Consider the following 20,427-nt stretch of genomic DNA (forward strand, 5'->3'; position numbering starts at 1 on the left):
CAGTCGCCGTCCCCTCGGGCTTCGGGAAGGCCAGCCACCGTGTCGGCCACAAGCCGGAGCAGGTTGTGCTTCAGGTCCTGGGCGCGGGCGATGCCGAGATGCAGGGCCATCTCGCCGGTACAGCGCGGCTCGACCGCGGCGCCGGCGGTGCAACCGACCGCATGGCCAAGGAGCCAGCGGCGGGCTACGGCTCTGCCGTCACCGACGCTTGCCTCCGCCTCGGCCTCCACCTGAACATCGTGCAGTTCCCCGGCAGCAGCATCCTGCGCCTCGCACCCCCACTCTCGATCACCGACAGGGACCGGCCTCGTGATCGGGGCCGGTCCCGCATACTCCAGCAGAGCCGTCACACTCGGCTCGCTTGTCACAGGGGAAGCGTTATCCCGAGTTCCTGCATGGCCGTGGAGGGCGGGCCGCCTTCGGAGCGTTCAGTCTTGTAGCCCTTGACGCGTGCTTCGAGGGAGCAAGGGTCGACGGCTTCTGCGGGTGCACTTTTCGCGTAGAGCCCGTCAGGCTCGGTGTCGCGGTCGTGGGGCAGGAGCCAGAAGACGCGGCGGCGGAACGTGCCGGAGGCGCGGGAGGGTTTGGCTGTGGGGCCCAGGATCGCGTAGCCGACCATGCGGCCGTCGCGGTGGTAGGCCGGCCGGCCTTTGCGGGTGGGCAGGCGGTCGATGCTCTGGCGGACGTAGTCGAGGTCGTCGAGGTCTTCCAGCCACACCAGTTCGGCTTCGTGGCTGATCTCGTCCTCTGTGATCAGGGAGCTCATGCGTGATCTCTCTCCTGGTCGGTGAGCAGTCCGATGCCGGGGTAGTGCTTGCGCTGGTTCGACAGGATCATTTCCTTGGGCGACGCCAGTCCTACGAGTTCCCGTGTGCGGGATGCGAATGCACGCGAGGACATGGCGGGTGCCCCCTCATTCTGGCACCAGGTCTTGTAGACGGAGTAGAGCGCCGTCTGCTCTGCCCGTAGTTCGGGGGCGATGGTGCAGTATTCCTCGTAGAAGCGGCCAGTGTGGTCTTCGGTTTCCGCGTAGGCGCTGGTGGCGATGCGGACGCGTTCGGGGCCGGTGAGGTCTTTGGCGCCGGCGAGGTAGCGGCGTGCGCCGTCGACGAGCCAGGCGAGGATACCGGGGCCTTCCTCGGTGACGAGGATATCGGCGAGATTGTCGATCTTGCGGTGGTCGGGGACGACGCGTTCGAAGGGGATGAGACGCATACGGCGCCAGAAGGCGAAGCCGCCGGTGCCGACTTCGGGGCGGTGGTTGCCGAGCAGCCAGAGCTTGTGGGTGGGGTTGAAGCCGAAGAAGTCCTGGCGCATGCGGCGGGCTTTGATGCGGTCGCCGCCGGTGAGGAGCTTGACGCGGCCTTCGTCGAACTTGTCGCCGGGCTTGACCTCGGAGCACACGATGACGCGTCGTCCGTGGAGTTCTGCGAGGTCGGTGGGGTGGCCTTCGTAGGGGCGGGCCATGAGGAAGCCGGGCGGGGCGGCATCAGCGTAGTCGCCGAGGAGTTTCATGAGGACGTCGAGGAGGACGGACTTGCCGTTCTTGCCGGAGCCGAAGAGGAAGGGCAGGACCTGGCCGCCGACGTCTCCGGTGACGGAGTAGCCGAGGAGCAGCTGGAGGTAGCCGATCATCTTCTGGTCTTCGGTGTCTGCTCCGAAGGTGTCGGTGAGGAAGCGTTCCCAGCGGGGGGTGGGTACGGGCTGGGGGCCGACGGTGGTGGAGCGGGAGTGGAAGTCCTTGTTCGGGTCCGGTGTTTTGAGGAGGCCGGTGCGCAGGTCGACGATTCCGTCGGGGGTGCACAGGGCGTATGGGTCGGCGTCCAGGAGTGCGGCGTTGAGGACCATGCCGGGGGCGGATTTGGCCTGGGTGAGCATGGCGTTGATGCCGGTGGTGGACAGGGCGCGGCGGCGGTGTGATTGGAGGGCTTGTGTGGTGAACAGGCCTCGGGTGTCGTGGGTGGCGATGGCTTCGGCGAGGTCGCCGGCGGCCCACAGGACGGTGTCGTCTTCGTCGATCTGCCAGCGGGTGGTGTCCCAGCGGTACCAGCCCATGCCGGGGACGTGCCGGTAGTCGTTGGAGTAGAGCTTGACGAAGAGTTTTGCGTTGCCGCGGTCGGTGAGGGTGTCGGGCAGGAGGCCTGCCGGGGTGGCTTCTCCGCCGGCGGCCGCGCGGGGGGCGGGTGTCTGGGCGGGGAGGGCTACGGCGAGTGCCGGGGTGGGGTGTGGCTGTTCGCGGATTTGGGCGGCGACGGCTTCGGGGTCGAACTCGAAGAGGGCTTCGGTGTCGTTGCCGTGGGAGGTCATCGGGGGCCCCTTCGCGTGTGGAGGGGGTGTTGGCGGCCGGCTGTCAGGCCGCTGCGGATGATCTGGGCGGCGCGGCGGTCCTGGCCGGGGCGGGCGGCTGCTGCGGCTTGGGTGAGGGCGAGTTCGGCTTCCTCTTCGGTGAGCCGGCCTGCTGCTACGAGGCCTCCGAGGGTGTAGGCGGCGCGGTTGAGGGTGTCGGAGAACCCTGCTCCTTCGGTGACCTGTCCGCAGGCTTCGACGGGCGCCAGGATCGAGGCGAGCATGCTGCCGGTGCGGTCGCGGCCGCCGCCGGCTGCGAGGACGGCCTGCTGGGCGCGGGGCGGGACGGGACGGGGGGCGGGAATGGCTGGGGCGGGCAGGTGGCCGGTGCGCTCGAGTTCCTGGGCGAGCCAGGTGGGCAGTGCGGCGGGTTCTCGGACGTCGTCGACGGGAGTGTAGGTGCCGTCGCGTGTGGTGGTGCCGGGGGCGATGATGTAGCCGCCGTGGGCGCGGACATCGACCTGCCAGGCCAGAGCGGCTCCCTGGCTGGAGCCGGAGGAGCAGCGCCAGCGCCGGTTGTCCGTGGCGCGGTACCAGACGTGGAGGCCGCCTGACGGGGTGCGGACTCTGAGCGTGGTGTCGTCCTCTGCAGGGCTGCGCTGGCCGCGGAGGGCAGCCAGGACCGCGAGGGTGTGGAAGCCGTTGGCCAGGCCGGTGAGGTCGACGTGGTCGCCGATCGGGATGCCTGGCAGGATCCGGTCCCGCGTGGGGGGCTGAGTGGAGTGGGCGTCGATGTCGACGACGACCAGGCGGGCGGGGCCGCAGGCGATGCCCACGCCGAACTCGGGGTGCTGACCCCACCATTGCGTGATGTGACGCTGGTCGAGTGTCGCCGCGTGGAAGCCGTGGCAGGACCGGCCTGCGGGCAGGCAGGGGCATGCGGCGGGCGGGTGGGGATGGTTGCGGCAGTCGGGGCAGTTGGCGACGGGAGTCTTCCGGCCAGCGGCCAGGGGGTGGACTGGCCAGCCCCGGCGGGCACACCAGCGGGCGGTCGCCAAGGCGCCAGCGACTGACGGCTCAGGGCCGAGCCGGCTTGAGTCGCTGCTGGAAATGCGCAGCTCAGCAGGCATCTCCATCCCCCATCAGCGACCGAAGCGACTAAACGACGGACACAGCCTAGCGAACGGCGGCCGCGAGGTCGTGGAGCACATGCAAACAGGCGCTGTTCACATGTCCGTGGCGCGATCAGGGCCCTCGGAAAGCGACCCAGCAGAGCGGAAGCGACCGAAGCCTGTTCAGTCGCTGAACCGGAAGGCTTGATAAAAGTGCAGGTCAGATACCCTGCATGACCCAAATCAGCGACTGAAGCGACTGAAGTTCCCTATATGTAACGCACACGCGCACACAAAAACGGGCTCATATACCCGAAGGTTGAGTCGCTTCAGTCGCTGCGAAGCAAGCGTTAACCCCCTGACCTGCATGTTTACCGACGAGACTTGCAGCTACTGACCACCACCCCGGTCGCTGTGCTTTCAGTCGCTTGGACTCCGAGTCCAAGCGACTCAAGCGACCGAAGCGACCGAAGTTCAGGGACAACCCCTGGCTTGTCTCTGACACTCGATCTCTGGGGTTCGGTCGCTTCAGTCGCTGCCTGGTGCGGCACAGAGCCGCCCGCCGTCGCCGTATGTACCTGTGGGCCGGCTCGCCGAAGAGGACCCTCGCCGGGCTTGCCCGGAGCTCCTGGCGGCCGTGGAGGGCGGGGACGTAACGGTGCAGCACCATCGCATGCGTGCTGCGGCCAGCACAGGACCGGCTCGACGAAGCTGGCTGGCACCGGCGTGAGACCGCGGCCAGTGCCCGCGAAACGAGCTCAAGGGCCTCCTGCCCAGGCTGTCCAAGCACTTCCAGGTGGCGCGGCTGGGCGCCACGCTCCTCGCCCTGGCCCCCACCGAGCCGGGCGCCTACCTGGCCTGGGCCGCCTACCGCGAAAACCGCCGCGAGGCCGCGGCGGACACCGACGCAAAGGTGAGAACGCTGGCCGCTCTCGTGGCCGCGGCCGAGACCCGGCAGCGCGCCCAGCTGATCGGACCCGGCGCCCATTGCATAAACGTGGCCTTCCACCAGCGCACCGAGCCCGCCAACAACGCGACTGGCGCAGCCGCCCACCGCGACGGCACAGGACGACACCGCGCCCGACGGCACGGGACGGCTCCACGCGCGACCGCACTGGGCGGCTCCGCACCAGGCGGTCCGGTCTCGCGCGCGCCGGGCGGCGGGTGAAATCTCCTTCAGGCGCCAGAACTTGAAGCAACCTGCGTGCCGGAGTCACGCCGTCGACGTGCCATGGCGTGGACGAAGGCACGCCAAGCGGTCACGCCGTACGGCCCCCGTCGGGGCCGTACGCCCCCCCTTGGGTCAGCCGATCTTGTCGGCCGGACCGGCGAACAGGTACGTCGCCAGACGCTGGTCCTTCTCACTCCGCCACGGCTCGACGAGTTCCAGGAGCGTGCTGGTCTTCGGATCGATGATCACCTTGGTGACACCGACGCCTCCGTGGAAAACCAACTCCGTGCCGGAGCGCCCGGCATGGTCCTTGACGGTGCCGCCGACGCGCACGTCCTTGAGCCTCGCCAGCGCCTTGAACAGTCCACCGCGCAGTTCGGGCCGGGCGGGAGCCACCGCGAGAAGCGTGGTCGCCTGTACGAAGCCCAGCGTGGCCGCGTCCTCGTCCCCGTCAGCGGAGGCCTTCGTCGTGCCGTCGATCAGCCGGAGCAGCGACAACGGGTCGGTGGTCAGACGGTTCAGCCCGTTCCAGTCGAAGTTCCTGGAGCCCAGCCGCCAGCCGGGGAAGTGTCCCTTGCGGGCGGCCTTGCCGGGGACCAGGTGGGTCGATTCCATGGACCGCGAGATGTACTCATAGGCGTCGAAGGGCGCGGTGTGGATCTTCCAGTACGTGCCCGCTCCGGCGGACCGGGTCGCGGCGACCTCGGCGACCTCGTCCAGGAAGACGGACGCGGACACCGCGCGCGACCCGGGCCGTGCGGGGCTCGTTCCCATGGCCGCGCTCGTCACGGTGACACCGGCCGCGACCGCGACGGCGGCGAGCAGCGCGACGACGCGGCGGCGCCCGCGCAACGGCGCCACCAGTGTGTTCCGGGCCTCTGTCCGTCGCGGGGTCCGGCCCCTCTCCTGCCGGACGGCTTCCTCGACCGCCGTCAGCGCACGGGCCACCGCGCGCTCCGAGGGAGGTTCGACGCGCCCCGCCGTCCGGAGCGCCTCGGCGCCCGGGAAGTCCAGCAGGGCCTGCCGCTCCGTCATGCCCGTCTCCTCCACGTCGTGTGTGCTCATGCCAAGTCTCCTGTCACGGCCAGGTACCGTCCCTCGAGGCGACCCTGCGCGAGCGGCTCGCGCAATCTGCCGCGAGCCCGGTGCAGCCGTGAACGGGCCGTCCCGGCCGGGACGCCGACGGCTGCCGCAGCCTCGGCCGGAGTCAGCTGCTCCCAGCTGACGAGCAGCATCACCTCCCGCTCCTCGTCGGGGAGTTCGGCCAGCGCGTGGCGCAGCGCGGGCGCCAGGGCCGCCGCGTCCAACCGCCTGCCACGGATCGGTGATCTGCGCTCCGGGCAGGGCCTGCGTCCGCGCCGCCCGCCGCGCATGGCTCGCGAGGATGTTGCGTGCGACTCCGAAGAGCCAGCCTCGCGCGGTACCGCGCGAGGCGTCGAACGTGCGGCGCGCCGCGAACGCCTGCAGCCACATCTCGGCCAGCAGATCGTCCGCCGCACCCGGCATCCGGCGTGCGAAGTAGCCGTGCAGGGCCGCCGAGTACTTCTCGACCAGTGGCGTGAACGCCGCGGGGTCCTCAACGGCCGAGGCCAATTGGGCGTCACCGTCGAAGTCGCCGTGCCCGTCTGCTTCCGATTCCACGGAATCTCCGTCTCCGACCGTCGGACGACGGTCTCACCCCGTACTTGTCGCCCGACGCCCGTCGCGTTCGCGGCCCTTTCCCGGCGACGTCGGCGGCGCCGTCACGCCCGCTCGGCTGGCCGGTGCGCACGCGGCTGGCTGCGGCCCGGCACACACCGGGCCTCGCGGAACCGTCCGGAGGTGGCGGGCACGTACGGCCCGCGTGTGGCGGAGCCCTGCGGGCCCTGTCAGAGGTCTCTGCTCGCGCTCAGCGTGATTCTGCCGTCGACAGACCAGGGGGTCGACATACGACGGTCGGGTCAACACCAGCTCAGGGGACAGAACATGACGGTACGTCGACTCGAACTCGGATACTTCGTCCGTTCCGCCCCGGAGGCACGCAGCCGCGGGTCGAACCCATGCTCGCCCATGTGGTGCGACACGATCACGGCCTGATTCTCTTCGACACGGGCATCGGAACGGCGGATCCCGAGACCGAGGCGCACTATCGCCCCCGCCGTCGCGACCTGCAGGACGCCCTTTCCGCGGCGCGTCGACCCCGCCGCGCCTACATCACCCTCGTTGCCAACTGCCACCTGCACTTCGACCACTGCGGCAGGAATTTCCTCCTCGGCGACAGGCCCATCCTGGTCCAGGACGTCGAACTGGCCACCGCCCGCACGGGCGGCCACACCTTCGAGGAGCTGATCGATTTTCCCGCGGCGACCTATGAGGAACTCACCGGAAAAGCAGAGGTCTGACCGGGCGTCTGCGTCGTTCCGACTCCTGAGCACACCCGCGGACATCAGTCGCTGGTGCTCCGGCGGACGGACGGCACCGCGGTCCTCGCCGGCCAGGCACACGCCTTCTGACTAGGAAGGCGTCGCCCTGCTATGGCGGCCTACCGGGCCGCCATTGAACCCACTGACTGATCGGCGGGCCCCTCAGCTGGCACGGGTCGTCGTCCTGTCCCGGGCTGCCTCCAGCACGGACAGCCAGGAGACGACGTTCGGCCTGCGCCGCAGGAGAGCCCGGCGGTCCCGCTCGGTCATACCGCCCCACACCCCGAACTCGATCCGCTCATCGAGCGCTTCGGCGAGACACTCCGTGCGCACCGGACAGCCCGCGCAGACCGCCTTGGCCTGCCTCTGGCGCGCACTGTCCGCGAACAGGTCGTCCGCGTCGGAACTGCCGCACGCGGCGTCCTCCCGCCACTCGGCCCCCGTACTCGACATGACTTCCTCTCCCCCGGGCCCCCCAACCCTATGGCGCCGAAGAACGCGCCAACCACGCGAGTCCCCAGCCTGGATGGATCACCACGTTCCACACATTCCCCCGAAACAGCGCGATCACCGTCCGCGCCCCGCACAAAATGAGCCTCTGCCTGGAAGCCGTGATCCCTGCTGTACCGACAGCACAGAGCAGAGAAGGACCAGGCGCCAGCCTCAGCGGTGGTGCCGGGGCCTGACGCTGCGCCGGTGCGGACGCGGTCCTCATAACCGGGTGCCGGTCATCGTGAAGGTCAGAACGTCGCCTTGAGGACGATGAGGACCTGGTTGAGGAGTGCCTTGACATACCGGCTAGTTCGTTGAATTCGGTGGTGGCGTGGGTTGACGGCAGGTCGGGTCGGTCGTAAGCCGGTGATAAGGGTCAACTGCCGCGTTGGGGGCTGAAGATGACTGCTCGCCGTCCGTGCCCGCCCGCACCGGGACCGTTGGAGGACTACGCGGCCCGATTCGACGATCTCTTCTTGAGTCTGGCCCAGAGACGGGGCTTTCGCGAGTACCTGACCGGACTGCCCGCGCCACGGGAGCGGAACAAGACGATCACCTGCCTGGCAGGGGCGGAACCGGTGGCCGGTGCCGGGATGCCGGGCGTGCAGCGACTCCAGTTCTTCCTGTCCGAGTCGCCCTGGGAGGCCGAACTGATCAACGACCGGCGCCTTGAACTGCTGCGTGAGGAGCCGGCGACGGCTCCGCACGACGCCGGGGTGATCGTGATCGATGATTCCGGGGACCGCAAGGACGGCACGGCCACCGCGCACGTGGGCCGGCTGGGCAAGACGGACAACGGCATCGTCACGGTGACCACGGTGTGGACCGACGGCCGGGTGTACTACCCGCTGCACGCGACCCCCTACACCCCTGCCCACCACTTCGCTCGCGGCCGCAGCGACCCGGCTTTCCGCACGAAACCACAACTGTCCGCTGCCCTCGCGGCCCGGGGGAAGAAAGCGGGTTTCGGCTGCCGGGCGGTGGCCGCCGACTGCGCCTACTCCGTCAGTGACACCTGGTATCTCGCGCTGCGTGAGGCCGGCCTGGCCTACGTGGTCGCGCTCAAGCCACACCGCGGCACCTGGGCCGGGCCGACCAGCCGCACACCCCCACGAAGCCGCACAAGCCCTGACCTGGCACGATGCCAAACATCCCGGCGACTGGACACCCGTGGAGCGTCACTTCCGCGACGGGCACACCGAGACCTGGTGGGCCGCCGACGCCCGACTGGGCGGCTACGGCCCCGACTCACCTGGCCGGCTGGTCGTGGCCACCACCGACCCGGCCCACCTGCCGGAAAAAGCCACCTGGTATTTGGCCACCAACCTGCCCCACCCCGACGCACCCCACGCCACCACCGGCCCGCACCCGCCGGCCGACCTCGCCGAGATCGTCCGCCTCTACGGCCTGCGACCGTGGATCGAGCAGAGCTACAAACAGATCAAGGACGAACTCGGCTGGGCCGACTTCCAAGTCCGCTCCGACCGCGCCATCCGCCGCCACCAGACCCTCGTCAACTGCGCCTTCTCCTTCTGCTGGGACCAGTGGTTCGCCCCACCGGGACCGCTGGATGCCACGGCGCCGGATCCCTGTCCCGACGAGGGGTCAGAGAGGGGGGCCGGCCCCGTCTCACCGGCCCCAACAGCCCTGCTGGCCCAGAGCTTTACGAGCCATCCGGTCCTGGCTCACCCCCGCCATCACGCTCAAACGATGGTGGCAAGCATGGACGGACACGGACCCACCCTCCGAGCTCCAGGCCCTTATTGACGCGGTCACCGCGGGGCACGGCATTGACCTCTACCGCCGGATTTAACGAACTACCGGTAAAGGTGTAGGTGTGACCGTCCTCGTCGGACAGCGTCCACCCGTCGGGCCTGCTCTCGCGCGGGCAGGAATCGCCGGCCACCAGACACGCACCCTGCGCACCGTCACCCATGCCCTGCCCACAGGCAGCACACATGACGGCGTCGTAGCCGACGAAAGCGGTCAGGCCCAGAGTCATCACGGTGTCGCTGTTGTGCAGGCCGTGGATGAACTCATGTCCCGCGGGTGGGGCCCGTATCGGGGTCGGGCGGCTCAGTCGCGTCATTCTGTGGTGAGGACGATCTTCTTTCCGCCGGCCCTTCCGTCAACCACCCGGGTGAGGACGGCTGGTCCCTCGCTGAGCGGCAGGGGCTGCGGTGCGAGTTTCAGGGTTCCCGCCGCGGCCTGCTCGGCCAGCTGGAGAAGCTGCGCGCCGTTGGGCTCGACGTAGAGGTCCCAGCTCGTGATGCCTCGCTCTTCCGGAGGTGCGTCCGAGGTCAGCGAGCACAGTTGACCGCCGTCGCGCACCAACGGTAGGGCCGTGGCCGCCGTGCCGTCGGCGATGATGAGCGCGGCGTCGAACCCGCCGCGTACCGTGGCCGGCCAGTTCGGGTCGTGGTAGTCGACGACCTCCGTCGCTCCCAGACCGAGCAGGCGCTCCGCGGCGGTGGCGGACGCGGTCGCGGTGACCTCGATGCCCTTGGCCGCGGCGAGTTGGACGGCCAGGGCTCCGGTGGCGCCGCCTCCGTTGGTGATCAGGAGCCGCTGTCCTCGGCTGAGGCCCAGTTTCTCCAGCGACTGCCACGCGGTGAGCCCGTTGACCGGCAGTGCCGCCGCGTGCACGGCGTCCAGCCCGGGCGGGCAGGCCGCGGCGTGGTCCGCGTCGAGCAGGATACGTTCGGCCCAGAAGCCGCTTCCCGCGGGCAGCGGGGCCTCGTGTGCGAGCACCCGGTCGCCTACGGCAAACCCGGTGACACCCGCACCGACGGCCACCACCCTGCCCGCACCCTCCACTCCCAGCGCCGCCGGGGGCCGCAGCTCCACATCCCAACTGGCGTCGATGACCAGTTCGTCCCACGGACCGACTCCCGCGGCCTCGACCGCGACGAGGATCTGCCCCGGCCCGGGAGACGGAGGTTCGGGCAACTCCAGCACGGTGACGTCCTTCTCGGTGCTGGAAACTCCGCATGCCTTCACAAGCTCTTCCTTCCACTCAGTCCGGCCGACCACGAGGTACAGGCCGGAAACACACAGTCGACAACGACGCCAATCCGGGCATTCCGCACGCCGTCACAGTAGATCTCTTTCCTCACAGTCAGGCCGACCGACCGACCAACCGGCCGCATCCGCAGCGCCGCAGATAACAGGGGCACGGCCGGCAGGCATCCGTCAGCTCGTGTCTCCGTCATTCTCGCCTTCACCGGTTGGAACGTGTTGAGGTAGAGGGCTTGTCGCGGAGGCCGCGACGCTCGACGAGCGATAGGCCGTGGATGCCAGGTGTTGCGAGAGGTGCCGCCCGGCCCGACCGGCGCCTTCCCCGGGGCCGGCGAGGCTGCGGTCTGCTTGACGCAATTGGAGTCTCGTCGGCGCCTGCCACGAGCAGTTCCTGACCGGGCTGTTCGACGACCCACGGTGCAGGTCAGGGAGAACCCGACGGACATCGCCGCAATGACGACCGGCGGAGAATGGCGCCGGTCCGGGGTGGGCCCGCGTCGAGGGCCGAGGGTGGCCGCGGCCTGCAGACTTCGGCCACAGTCGTTCCGGGCGCCGGGGGATGTTTAGACGAAGGTGAACAGCTGGTCGGTCTCAAAGCGCGAAATCGGGCTGCCGTATACCTTCGCAGGGTCGGGGTAGCCGAGGGCCAGCAGTACTGTCGTGGTGTGTCCGGCTTCGCGGATCTTGAAGGCCTTGTCGACACTGGTCGGGTCGAACCCTTCGAGCGGCATGGCTTCGACGCCGAGCTCAGCGGCCGCCATCATGGTCAGACCCATGGCCAGGTAGGTCTGCTTCTCCATCCAGTGGTTCACGTCTTTGTAGCCGTACGTGCGCAGGTTGAGGAAGTCGCGGGTCATGAACTCCCACAGCTCGTGCTTTGCCGGGTCAGGGAACCGGCCGTCGGCCCTCTCCTTGGCGAACACCGCGTCGAGGTGGCCGGCGGGAAGGTCCGCCCTGGTGGTGAGGATGACGGTGTGTGAGGCGTTCAGGATCTTCTCGCTGTTGTCCTGGAAGCGTTCGCCGAGGTTGGCCGCCAGCCGTTCCTTGCCTTCGGGCGTGGCCAGGACGTAGAAGTGGTTGGGCTGTACGTTCGTCGACGACGGCGTCGAGCGCAGGAACCCCAGCAGTTGCTGAAGGGTGTCCTCCGGGATGGTCTTGCTGGGGTCGAAGTACCTGGTGAGGTGCTTGTTCATGAGCTTGTCGAGATTCATGGCAACCTGCCTTTGTCTTGTGATCAGCGGATGAGGAGTCAGAAATCCGGGTCGTTCGGGTTACTTCTTGCCGCGTGCGAGCAGTTCGTTGACGCGCGCGAAGCTCATGCCTGTCGTCGCCGAGGCGAGATCGCCCGCGAGGAGTGCCGTCGTGGCCTGTTCGACTGCACCCATCGCGTGGGTGTAGAGCAACGGACCCAGGCTGATGCGCTTGACCCCGGCCTGCTGCAGTTCAGCTACGGTGAGCACTTTGTCCGCCGGCGACACCAGGACGTTGACCGGTGTCGGGGCGACCGCGGTGACGATCGCGACGAGAGCGTCGCGGTCGGGTGGGAACGGCGCGTAGACCACATCCGCGCCCGCTTCAGCGAAGGCCGTCAGACGCCGGATGGTGTCGTCGAGATCGGGCCGTCCCTGGATGAAGTTGTCGGTGCGGCCGGTGACGACGATGCGTCCCTTGGCCGCGTCGACGGCCGTTCGTACGCGGCTGACTGCGTCGTCGAAGTCGCGGATCGGCTGATCAGGGTCGCCTGAGGTGTCCTCGACCCCGATACCGGCCAGCCCGGCTTCCACGGCGGCCTCAACGGTCGCGGCGACGTCTTCAGGCGTGTCGCCGTAGCCATCTTCGAAGTCTCCGTTGACGGGCAGCCCGGTGAGGCGGCCGAGGAGCCGCGCGTGCTCGAGGTGCTCTTCCCGGGTGACCTCGTGACGCCCGTCGAGACGGCCGAGCGTGGCGGCCATTGCCGCAGAGGATGTCGCGATCGCCTCGAAGCCGGCATCGGCCAGCATCAGCGCCGAAAGGCCGTCCCATGCGTTCGGCATGACGAGGCCACCGTCGCGGGTGTGCAGCGCCATGAACTTCTCATAGAGTTCGGAGCCCGGCATGTCGAGCCTTCCTGAATGATCGTTGACTCAGTGAGTGATTTGCCGACTGGCCGCCTGGGCCGCACCGAGGGTTTCCTCGCATCGCCCGGTGGGTGCGATGTTGTTGGCGGCGGTATGGAACATCTTGTAGCCGCCCTGGCCCCGTCTCCCCCAGCACAGCGGCTCATGTAGATGCAGGCCGTCCGCCTCGCAGAGGTCGACGATCTGGCCCGCGTCCCGCTCCGGCACGGTTTCGTGCCAGCAGCGGAACGCCTGCTCGGTCACGCTCTGGTGTGCCGCGCTGGCGCCGTAGGCCCCGGGTTCACTGGAGCACGGGTGTATCGACCGTGCTGGCGGCGGGGATGTCGAGGTCGGTTTGGTTGACGTTGTTGATGAAGTTGGTGAGCAGGAACTGCACCGCCACCGTGACGATTGCCAGGATCTGCGGGTCGGTGTATCCCGCGTCCCGCACACTCGCGAGCTCTGCGTCGCTGACTTGCCCGCGGCTCTCGACCACCCGCTGCGCAAAGCGAGCGGCCGCCGCGCGCCGGGGATCGACCGAGCTCCCGGCACGGCCCAGCTCGATGTCGTCGGCCGACATGCCGCCGAATTCGGTCGCGACGTGGGTGTGCATCGCCAGGCAGTAACTGCATTCGTTGGCCTGTGACACGGCCAGCGCGATGCTGTGTCGCGTCCTCGCGTCGAGGACCCGGCCCAGTGTGCCCTGCAGAGTCGTGACGACCTCGAGAACGGGCGGGTTCGACGCGATGGTCTTGAACATGTTCGGGACGAAGCCCATCTGCGCCCCGACAGTGTCGAGTATCCGCTGGGCGCCTTCAGGCACATCTTCGGGAGCGGGAACGTTCAGTCGTGACACCGCGAATCGACCTCCGGTCGGGGTGTGAGTAGTCGTCCTGGGGCCCAAATCGGGCGAGTCGTGCTTCGGAGCTCCGCCGCAGGCCTTGCCTGTCGGCCGCAACCTGGTCGGTTGCGCCGGGCGCCTGGTGACGTGCATGACGAGGAGTGTCTCCGTCGGCGCTGGGTTCCGGATCTCTTGGCTATCCGGACACCACCTGTTAAGGACTATACAGACCAGAAACTCGTACGCAACCCCGTACCCGCCTGGACCGGGTCCACCCCGTTGAATGCATGCGCGCCGACATCGCACTGGATCAATAAAAATGCAGCTCAAAGGCCCTTGCAGATCATGTCGCGGGCGATCGAACCACCCGGGACGAGTGACCGCAAGGCCCCTGGGAGTGATCCTGGCCCAGCCTGGATCGATTGATATTTGTGGACGATTTAGTCCACTCTTGGATGGGGCCGAGCTGAAACGGAGGCAAGACCTCCCGGAACCGCCTGCGCCTCCATCCCGCATCCGTCCACGAGGAGGTTCTGGGTGATATAGCCGCCGCGACCCAGTTGATCGACGCCGGGGCGCCACGCCGCTCGGGCGCCTGATCCGATCCGCTCGCGATCCCGGGCGGCGCCACACGAGTCTTCCGTTCCGACGCCCAGGCAGCGCAGCTGGACGAGACCCTGCCGGCAGGTCTCGCCGAGGGGGTCGGACACGGCTCATACGACTTGCGCGAGGCGCCGCGTTGCGCGGGCGCCGAACTGAGCGACCTCCCAGGTCCGTTCCTGGCTCAGACCGCGACGACATCAAGGCCTACGTGAAGGTCCGCAAGGCCGTCATCTCTCACCGACCGGCCTATATGCTCACATTGGTACAACAACCGATCCGATCCGGTCTCCGTCGGGAAGCCGCCGCCACCGCGGTTGTGATGCAGTCCGCGGCCGAGTACCACGAGTGAGCAACACGCCGGAGGGAGGCACCGTGCCCGGAACCAGCGCTACTCGCCGCACGCCGCGCGGTCTGGAGACCCGTTCACGGATCGTTGATTCGGCGGCCAAGCTGTTTTACGTCAGGGGCGTCAACGCCACCACGCTCGATGACGTCCGGCTGGCGAGCGCCACGAGCAAGTCGCAGTTGTACAACCACTTCGAGGACAAACTCGCTCTGATCCACGCCGTGATCGACGTGCAGTCGAAGTTCGTCCTCGCCCGCGAGGAACAGCGCCTGCGTGGCGTGAAGACCCTCACCGGTCTGCGCCGCTGGCGTGACGCCCTGGTCCAGGCCAACTCGCTGCAGGACGGTTCGTACGGGTGCGCGCTGGGGGCGATGTCGATTGAGCTGTCCGACAACGATGAGCAGTCCCGCCAAGCGCTCAACGCATCACTCGACGCCTGGCGGCGCATGCTCGTCGACACGTTGACCCGGCTCCGCGCCCTCGGCGTCCTCGCGGAGGACGCGGACCCGGAACGGCTGGGCACTGGTCTGCTGGCCGCCCTGCAGGGCGGTTACCTACTGGCCCAGAACGCTCACAGCTCCGAGCCGATGGCCGTCGCACTCGACATGGCCCTGGACCACATCGCATCCTTCGCTCGCAAGTGAGCGCACGTCCGCACCCCCACGAACGCATTCGTCCGACGACCCATTTCGAGAAAGACGCCATGGGAAGCGGCGGCGGAGCCGATCCGGTGGTCGATGTCTGAGGGAGACATCGGGAACCGGTCCTGCGGCGTGATCCACGCTGGAGAACGCTGGTGTCCGTCACCCTCGCCTGAAGTGCGTCCAGCGGACGGCCTGACGGCCGGACTCGTTGTCGGGCCGGCCGTGCCCTCCTGGAGGAGATGGTCCAGGAAGTGAAGGCGGCCGGCATCGGCCACGTGCCGCCCACACGATAGCGCCGGTGTGGCCTTCAACCCAGCCGAGCGGATCACCCGGAAGACGATCATCAGCGTTCATCCGTGAGTGCCACGCGGCCATCGCCGCAAGCCGCACGGCCGGCGCTCTCCAGATCCGCCGGTCGCGTGGACGCGACCTGCTGGGCGGCAGATGGTGGTGTTGAGGGGCGAGGGGGTCACATCGCTCGGCGAGGAAGCGAGCGGTAGGACGGACGCATTGGACGACCTTCTCCAGATGGCTACACCGTCGGCTCTTTTGACCTTGACCCTCAGCCCCGCGATGGCCTCTCAGCTGGGCAGGCCGTGGGACCACAGACCGAGTTCTCGACGCGGTGGCCGTGGTGGACCACCTGGACGATGTCGCCGTGCTGGGTCATCCGACGCATGTGAGACCCGCAGGAGTGGGACGCTCCTGTCGGTTCCGATGCTCACTGCCGCATCCCCCTGGCGGGTGCCTGAGCGCGTCCGGGCCCCGGGACGAGGAGTAGACGCGGAGCTGGCGGTGGCACGGCTCCCCCACCTGCGCCGGCATGGGGCTTCGCGCCCTCCGTGCAGCGGCGGGTCGTATGCCCGAGGGCGGCGCGGGAGAGGACTGCTGGGTCCTCAGAGGTGGCGCCGACGGCCTGGACTGTCCCTGGTGACGCCGGCCGGACCCGTCCGCAGCGGGTCGAGTTGCGCTCGCCACAGCAGGTCCGCGCGTCTTGGAAGCCCGCATAAAGAGGACCTTGAGGTCCCTTTTCATCCCTGCTAACGTACGCACCGGTAATCTGGCTGATGTGGCGGAACAGGCGCGCGACAAAAACGACTCCCGGCTGACCGAGCGCGGGCGTGCGACTCGGGAGCGCATCTTGAGGGCTGCGGCCGACATGATGTACGTCAGGGGAGTGTCTTCGACGACCCTCGACGAGGTCAGGGCGGCCAGCGGCACGAGCAAGTCCCAGCTCTACCGCCACTACCCTGACAAGGATGCACTGGTGCGGGACGTTGTCGCGTTGCAGGCCGCAGAACTGCTCAAACGTCAGCATCAGCTGCTGCAGCGGCTCAACTCGCTCCGCGGCCTGGAGCGCTGGCGGGACGCGATGGTCGAGCACAACGCGCTCCGGAACGGGGCGTACGGATGTCCGCTCGGGTCCCTCGCAAACGAGCTGGCCGATCAAGACGAAGAGGCGCGCAATGCGATCGCCCGGCACTTCCAGAGCTGGGAGAGGCTGCTCGAGGCCGGACTCGTGCGAATGAAGGACTCGGGAGTCCTCCGCGTTGACACAGATGCCGCAGAGCTTGCCACCGGCCTCATGGCCGCCCTTCAAGGTGGTTACCTCCTCGCACAGACGGCTCAGGACGTCAAACCCATGAGGATCGCCCTGGATATGGCGATCGGGCACATCAAGGCCCACGCCGCGCCCGCCGACGTCGTCGATCCGCCGGCGGAAGGCGCGGGCGGGCGCTGAGCCGACTGAGGCCGAGGGCGCCGAAAAGGCAGGCCAGCCCGCCACAGTAAAGGACTTTTTAGTCCTCAAAATGGTCCGACCTGCGGTACGGTTGAGGAGAGCGGTCCGCCCGTCGGCGTCACCGTCTCCGTACCCTCGTCGGCTTCTGTCTCCCAGGTCGGCACGCTGGCGCCGCCGTTCGTGGCGGCCCCGCGATACACCCCGCCTCGTGCTGCGGCCGTCAGTCGGACACTCGGAATTGACAGAGGAGCTGATCACCTTGGACGGACAGGAACTGCAGAGGGTCGCGGGCGACTGTGCTGTGGAACTGCCCGGCGCCGGCCTGGAGCATCGAGTCGGCCCCGACTGGGACCTCTTCAAGGTGGCCGGCAAGGTCTTCATGCTCATGACCGACATGCCGGGGCACCCCGTCGTGATCCTGAAAGCTGATCCAGACGATGCCGCAGTCCTGCGTGAGCGGTACGCAGACGTCACTGCCGGCTATCACATGAACAAGAGGCACTGGATCACGGTAGAGGGCGGGGGCTCCATCGACGAGAAACTGGTGGAGGAACTCGTCATCGACTCCTACCGTCTGGTGGTCGGCGGGCTTCCCAAGTCCGAACGGCCCGTGGATCCGAACACCTACGGCCGCGGGGCCTGACCTTCAGCATGCCCGTCCGCGGCGGGAAGCTCCAGGACAGAGCGCGCGACACAGCATCGGCGCTGCCCAGGGGGTGCTCCGCGGGCGCCCCTTCACCGAGCATCCGGACGTCGGCAAGGTGTCAGGCGAGCTGTTCGTGATCGTCACGGTCGGCCCCGGACGAACGCATCACCACCCTCGAAACAGAACTGGAGTACGGGTGGCTGCGGCCGCACGAACACCCATCGATCCCCTGGACCTGCCGGCCGAACCGCCGGCAGAGCACGAGCACCGAGTACTGAGGTTCGCATCGTGATGACTCATCCGACCAAGGGCAGCCAGCACACCGTGACCATCGATGACCCCTTGCCGGGTGGCCCGGTCGATGTTCCGATCACCGCAGCCGCTGCCGAGCCCTCCCGCGGCCGCCGTACGATCAGTCCGGCGCAGCTACGGCAGGCCTTCGGGAATGATGCGATTCGAGCTGGACGAGGTGTGCGCCGCGCGCTGGCCACAGCCGTTCGCGAAGCTGTCCGCGCCGGCCGCCTCGCCCCGGGGACACAGCTGCCGTCCTCCCGTCAGCTCGCCGCCGACCTGGGCCTCGCCCGTAACACCGTGGCCGACGCCTATGCCGACCTCGTCGCCGAGGGATGGCTCACCGCCCACAGAGGCTCAGGCACCCGCGTGGCCGACAGGATCACACCTCGGCCGATCCTTGCCCGCCCGACCGTCGAGCCGTCCGGCACCCCTTGCTACGACCTGATCCCAGGCAACCCCGACCTGACCGCCTTTCCTCGCACGGCCTGGCTGAAGGCCACACGCCGCGCCCTGGCCGCGGCCCCCGACGACGCGCTCGGCTACGGTGACCCCCGCGGCCGCCCGGAGCTGCGGGCCGCCCTCGCGGACCATCTCGCGCGGGCCCGGGGCGTGTACGTGAGTCCGGAACACATCCTGATCTGCGCCGGAGTCTCGCACGGTCTGCAGATCCTGAGCAGAGTCCTGGCCGGACGGGGGGCGGGGAACGTCGCGGTCGAGGCGTACGGCCTACGCTCGTACAGCCGCCTGCTGGGGGCTGCCGGGCTGCAGACCCTGCTGCTTCCCCTGGATACCCACGGGATCGACCCGGTGCCACCCGATGGCACCGATGCGGTCCTCCTCACGCCAGCTCATCAGTTCCCCGTGGGCACGGTGCTCCAGCGCGACCGCCGGATGGCCGTCGTGGACTGGGCCAGACGGACCGGCGGGCTGGTCTTGGAGGATGACTACGACGGTGAGTTCCGGTTCGACCGCCAGCCTGTCGGGGCGCTCCAGGGACTGGCCCCGGAATGCGTCGTCTACCTGGGTACCGCCAGCAACACACTTGCTCCTGGTCTGCGGCTGGCCTGGATGGCTCTGCCTCCCACCCTTGCCGCTGAGGCCATCGCGGCCAAGGGACAGGTCGACTCGTGCGAGGTGTTCGGCCAGCTGACGATGGCGGAATTCATCACCTCGGGCGCCTACAGCGGTCACATACGTGCTGCCCGTCGGCGCTACCGTGATCGACGAGACGCTCTCGTTGCAGCTCTGGCCCAGCACGCCCCAAAGGTACGCGTCATCGGGGCAGCGGCCGGCCTGCACACTGTGCTCGGTTTGCTCCCCGGGACCGAACAGCAGGTCCTGCAGTCAGCGACCCGGCAAGGCCTCAGAGTGGCGGGCCTTTCTCGATACCGCAATGAACCGACCCTGAACGCCATGGCTGATGCCCTCGTCGTTGGCTACGGCGTGCCTTCCGACGCTGCGTGGCCTCAGGCGCTCTCCGCGCTCGTGCGGGCCCTTTCGTGACGCGTCCCCAGGCGGTCAGGCACGGGTCTGCCGGTCCGCACCGGTCTGGCTCGCCCGGGTTTTCTTCTCCAGGAAGCGGCAGCACGTGGTCCTGGAGCTGGCCAGAACGGTGGGTGCACGGGAGTGCCTGGGCTCGCACTCCCGTACGGACACCCGATCAGGAGTTGCCCCCTGCGCGGTACTCGGCCGAACGCCAGGCGAAAACCTGCGTCCGCTGCCAGATGTCTCGGGTGGACTGGCCCGCCGACACCGTCCCGGCTGAAAGGCCCTCAAGGCGCTGAGCCCGCTCTGTCCCTGTGCCGCACGAGGGGACGCCGACGCGGAACCCCGCACCGCCAGTTTCATGAGGTACCGAGCTGCCTCGCCTTCACCGAGACGGGCCTTCGGCTCTGCCCCCGGTTTGCGGTGCGTGGTGTGTGCGGGGGCCGCACCAATCTCCTGGGCGAGACCCCCTGTCGGGCCCTGCCGGTCACTGCGACCGGCAGGCCCCGCCGCCCGACTCCCCATGGGAAGCCGGGCGGGAGCAGTTGACGCTGTTGACCAGGACCGGCAAGTCGTGGGGTTGTCGGCGCGGCCGGTCCCAATGGTGTGGCGGGGTGCGGTCGGTGGCCGGTACAGGACCGTCGTGGATGCGCCCGACAGCGGGCGCGCTCCCCGCTCCCCGTCCTGCTACGTACCCGGTGCAATCGCGCACGTTGAGACGCAAACCCAGTTACCGTCACGCTTCTGGTAAGTGTCGGTGTACAGGGCTTCTTGCTCGGATCCGTCGGCGAGCACTGTGTACGTACTGCGGCCGTGGATCAGCGCAACGTCACTGAGTATCCGGATTTTGACGTCATACACCGCAAGGTCCTTGAAGGGACGTGGCTTAGAAGTTGTTGTCTTTCCGGACGTGATCGCCGCGTTTCCGCTGGTCGGGCGTGAGGTCGGTGATTCGGTGGGAGTAGTGGCCTGTCGTGCTGTCGCTCCCTGGGAGGTCGTGGATGCCGTCGGTGGTCGGGCTGTTGGAACAGCGTGAGTTGGGTGCTCGCCGTCGGGTGGACGAGCTGCGGGAGGAGGCCGACCGCATCCAGGCCGAGCTGGCCGTGGCCGAGCGGGAATGGAAGGAGTGGGCCATCGCGTGCTCGCGGGTCGGCAAGGTGCTGGCCCCGTCGGACGAGAGCGGGCAGGACCACGCCCGAGTCGAGGCAACCGCGCCGGCCGCCGGGGAGCAGACCAGAAAGACGTCGCAG

18 protein-coding genes and 4 pseudogenes are annotated in these 20,427 nt (G+C 68.5%); 9 read left to right on the top strand and 13 right to left on the bottom strand.

Annotation, left to right across the window (positions count from 1 at the left end; all coding sequences use genetic code 11):
- Positions 1 to 364 precede the first annotated feature (364 nt).
- Genes ABZV34_RS30585 through ABZV34_RS30595 form a run of 3 tightly spaced genes read right to left on the bottom strand, consistent with a single transcriptional unit; the run spans position 365 to position 3,416 of the window.
- A complete protein-coding gene (locus ABZV34_RS30585) occupies positions 365 to 766 on the bottom strand; it encodes a DUF6009 family protein (protein WP_356283670.1) in 402 nt (133 codons plus the stop codon).
- Positions 763 to 2,307 carry a phage/plasmid primase, P4 family gene (locus ABZV34_RS30590; protein WP_356283673.1) on the bottom strand — a complete coding sequence of 515 codons (1,545 nt, stop codon included), beginning with the start codon at positions 2,305 to 2,307 and terminating at the stop codon, positions 763 to 765. Before ABZV34_RS30590 ends, ABZV34_RS30585 begins: the two co-directional genes overlap by 4 nt.
- Entirely contained in the window at positions 2,304 to 3,416 is a 1,113-nt protein-coding gene (locus ABZV34_RS30595; protein ID WP_356283676.1) for a bifunctional DNA primase/polymerase, read from the bottom strand. Before ABZV34_RS30595 ends, ABZV34_RS30590 begins: the two co-directional genes overlap by 4 nt.
- A 778-nt stretch (positions 3,417 to 4,194) precedes the next feature.
- On the opposite strand from ABZV34_RS30595, the gene ABZV34_RS30600 reads away from it, so the two are divergent.
- Complete coding sequence (locus tag ABZV34_RS30600) at positions 4,195 to 4,566, top strand: hypothetical protein (RefSeq protein WP_356283678.1); 372 nt, start codon at positions 4,195 to 4,197, stop codon at positions 4,564 to 4,566.
- 135 nt (positions 4,567 to 4,701) lie between these two features.
- Here the strand turns inward: ABZV34_RS30600 and ABZV34_RS30605 are convergent, their stop codons facing one another.
- From ABZV34_RS30605 to ABZV34_RS30615, 3 genes and pseudogenes are all read right to left on the bottom strand, one after another.
- Entirely contained in the window at positions 4,702 to 5,634 is a 933-nt protein-coding gene (locus ABZV34_RS30605) for a hypothetical protein (RefSeq protein WP_356283725.1), read from the bottom strand.
- Entirely contained in the window at positions 5,631 to 5,942 is a 312-nt protein-coding gene (locus ABZV34_RS30610; protein WP_356283719.1) for a sigma factor-like helix-turn-helix DNA-binding protein, read from the bottom strand. The genes ABZV34_RS30605 and ABZV34_RS30610 overlap by 4 nt, the downstream gene beginning before the upstream one ends.
- 37 nt (positions 5,943 to 5,979) lie before the next feature.
- Positions 5,980 to 6,075 (bottom strand): annotated as a pseudogene (locus ABZV34_RS30615) (RNA polymerase sigma factor); the annotation flags it as partial.
- 459 nt (positions 6,076 to 6,534) lie between these two features.
- Between ABZV34_RS30615 and ABZV34_RS30620 the strand changes: the two are divergent.
- A pseudogene (locus ABZV34_RS30620) lies at positions 6,535 to 7,058 on the top strand (MBL fold metallo-hydrolase); the annotation flags it as partial.
- A 75-nt stretch (positions 7,059 to 7,133) separates the two neighbouring features.
- Here ABZV34_RS30620 and ABZV34_RS30625 read toward each other — a convergent pair.
- Positions 7,134 to 7,424 (bottom strand): WhiB family transcriptional regulator, encoded by a 291-nt coding sequence (locus ABZV34_RS30625; protein WP_356283681.1) that lies wholly within the window; start codon positions 7,422 to 7,424, stop codon positions 7,134 to 7,136.
- 440 nt (positions 7,425 to 7,864) lie between these two features.
- Here ABZV34_RS30625 and ABZV34_RS30630 point away from each other — a divergent pair.
- Both ABZV34_RS30630 and ABZV34_RS30635 read left to right on the top strand, forming a co-directional pair.
- A pseudogene (locus tag ABZV34_RS30630) lies at positions 7,865 to 8,527 on the top strand (transposase); the annotation flags it as partial.
- Between the two features lie 106 nt (positions 8,528 to 8,633).
- Entirely contained in the window at positions 8,634 to 9,230 is a 597-nt protein-coding gene (locus ABZV34_RS30635; protein ID WP_356283728.1) for a hypothetical protein, read from the top strand.
- 318 nt (positions 9,231 to 9,548) lie between these two features.
- Here ABZV34_RS30635 and ABZV34_RS30640 read toward each other — a convergent pair whose 3' ends face one another.
- The 5 genes from ABZV34_RS30640 to ABZV34_RS30660 all read right to left on the bottom strand — a co-directional run bounded on the left by ABZV34_RS30640 (position 9,549) and on the right by ABZV34_RS30660 (position 13,433).
- On the bottom strand, positions 9,549 to 10,463 hold the full coding sequence (locus ABZV34_RS30640; protein ID WP_356283684.1) for an NADP-dependent oxidoreductase: 915 nt from the start codon (positions 10,461 to 10,463) through the stop codon (positions 9,549 to 9,551).
- A 581-nt stretch (positions 10,464 to 11,044) separates the two neighbouring features.
- Entirely contained in the window at positions 11,045 to 11,692 is a 648-nt protein-coding gene (locus ABZV34_RS30645) for a nitroreductase family protein (RefSeq protein ID WP_356283687.1), read from the bottom strand.
- A gap of 60 nt (positions 11,693 to 11,752) precedes the next feature.
- Positions 11,753 to 12,577, bottom strand: a complete 825-nt coding sequence (locus ABZV34_RS30650; RefSeq protein WP_356283690.1) for an isocitrate lyase/phosphoenolpyruvate mutase family protein — start codon at positions 12,575 to 12,577, stop codon at positions 11,753 to 11,755.
- 27 nt (positions 12,578 to 12,604) lie between these two features.
- Positions 12,605 to 12,841 (bottom strand): hypothetical protein, encoded by a 237-nt coding sequence (locus ABZV34_RS30655; protein WP_356283693.1) that lies wholly within the window; start codon positions 12,839 to 12,841, stop codon positions 12,605 to 12,607.
- 37 nt (positions 12,842 to 12,878) lie between these two features.
- Positions 12,879 to 13,433, bottom strand: a complete 555-nt coding sequence (locus ABZV34_RS30660; protein ID WP_356283696.1) for a carboxymuconolactone decarboxylase family protein — start codon at positions 13,431 to 13,433, stop codon at positions 12,879 to 12,881.
- 960 nt (positions 13,434 to 14,393) lie between these two features.
- Here ABZV34_RS30660 and ABZV34_RS30665 point away from each other — a divergent pair.
- The 4 genes from ABZV34_RS30665 (at position 14,394) to ABZV34_RS30680 (ending at position 19,195) form a co-directional block, all read left to right on the top strand.
- Positions 14,394 to 15,011, top strand: coding sequence for a TetR/AcrR family transcriptional regulator (locus ABZV34_RS30665; RefSeq protein ID WP_356283699.1), 618 nt, complete (start codon positions 14,394 to 14,396; stop codon positions 15,009 to 15,011).
- A gap of 1,069 nt (positions 15,012 to 16,080) precedes the next feature.
- A complete protein-coding gene (locus ABZV34_RS30670; RefSeq protein WP_356283702.1) occupies positions 16,081 to 16,752 on the top strand; it encodes a TetR/AcrR family transcriptional regulator in 672 nt (223 codons plus the stop codon).
- A gap of 259 nt (positions 16,753 to 17,011) precedes the next feature.
- Positions 17,012 to 17,395, top strand: a complete 384-nt coding sequence (locus tag ABZV34_RS30675) for an MmcQ/YjbR family DNA-binding protein (RefSeq protein ID WP_356283705.1) — start codon at positions 17,012 to 17,014, stop codon at positions 17,393 to 17,395.
- Between the two features lie 474 nt (positions 17,396 to 17,869).
- Positions 17,870 to 19,195, top strand: coding sequence for a PLP-dependent aminotransferase family protein (locus ABZV34_RS30680; protein ID WP_356283708.1), 1,326 nt, complete (start codon positions 17,870 to 17,872; stop codon positions 19,193 to 19,195).
- A 669-nt stretch (positions 19,196 to 19,864) separates the two neighbouring features.
- Here ABZV34_RS30680 and ABZV34_RS30685 read toward each other — a convergent pair.
- On the bottom strand, positions 19,865 to 20,296 hold the full coding sequence (locus tag ABZV34_RS30685; RefSeq protein WP_356283722.1) for a nuclear transport factor 2 family protein: 432 nt from the start codon (positions 20,294 to 20,296) through the stop codon (positions 19,865 to 19,867).
- On the opposite strand from ABZV34_RS30685, the pseudogene ABZV34_RS30690 reads away from it, so the two are divergent.
- A pseudogene (locus tag ABZV34_RS30690) lies at positions 20,179 to 20,427 on the top strand (hypothetical protein); the annotation flags it as partial. The gene ABZV34_RS30685 and the pseudogene ABZV34_RS30690 sit on opposite strands and share 118 nt — an antisense overlap.

This window comes from Streptomyces sp. NPDC005195, from assembly GCF_040608315.1.
GTDB classification, from domain to species: domain Bacteria; phylum Actinomycetota; class Actinomycetes; order Streptomycetales; family Streptomycetaceae; genus Streptomyces; species Streptomyces kaempferi.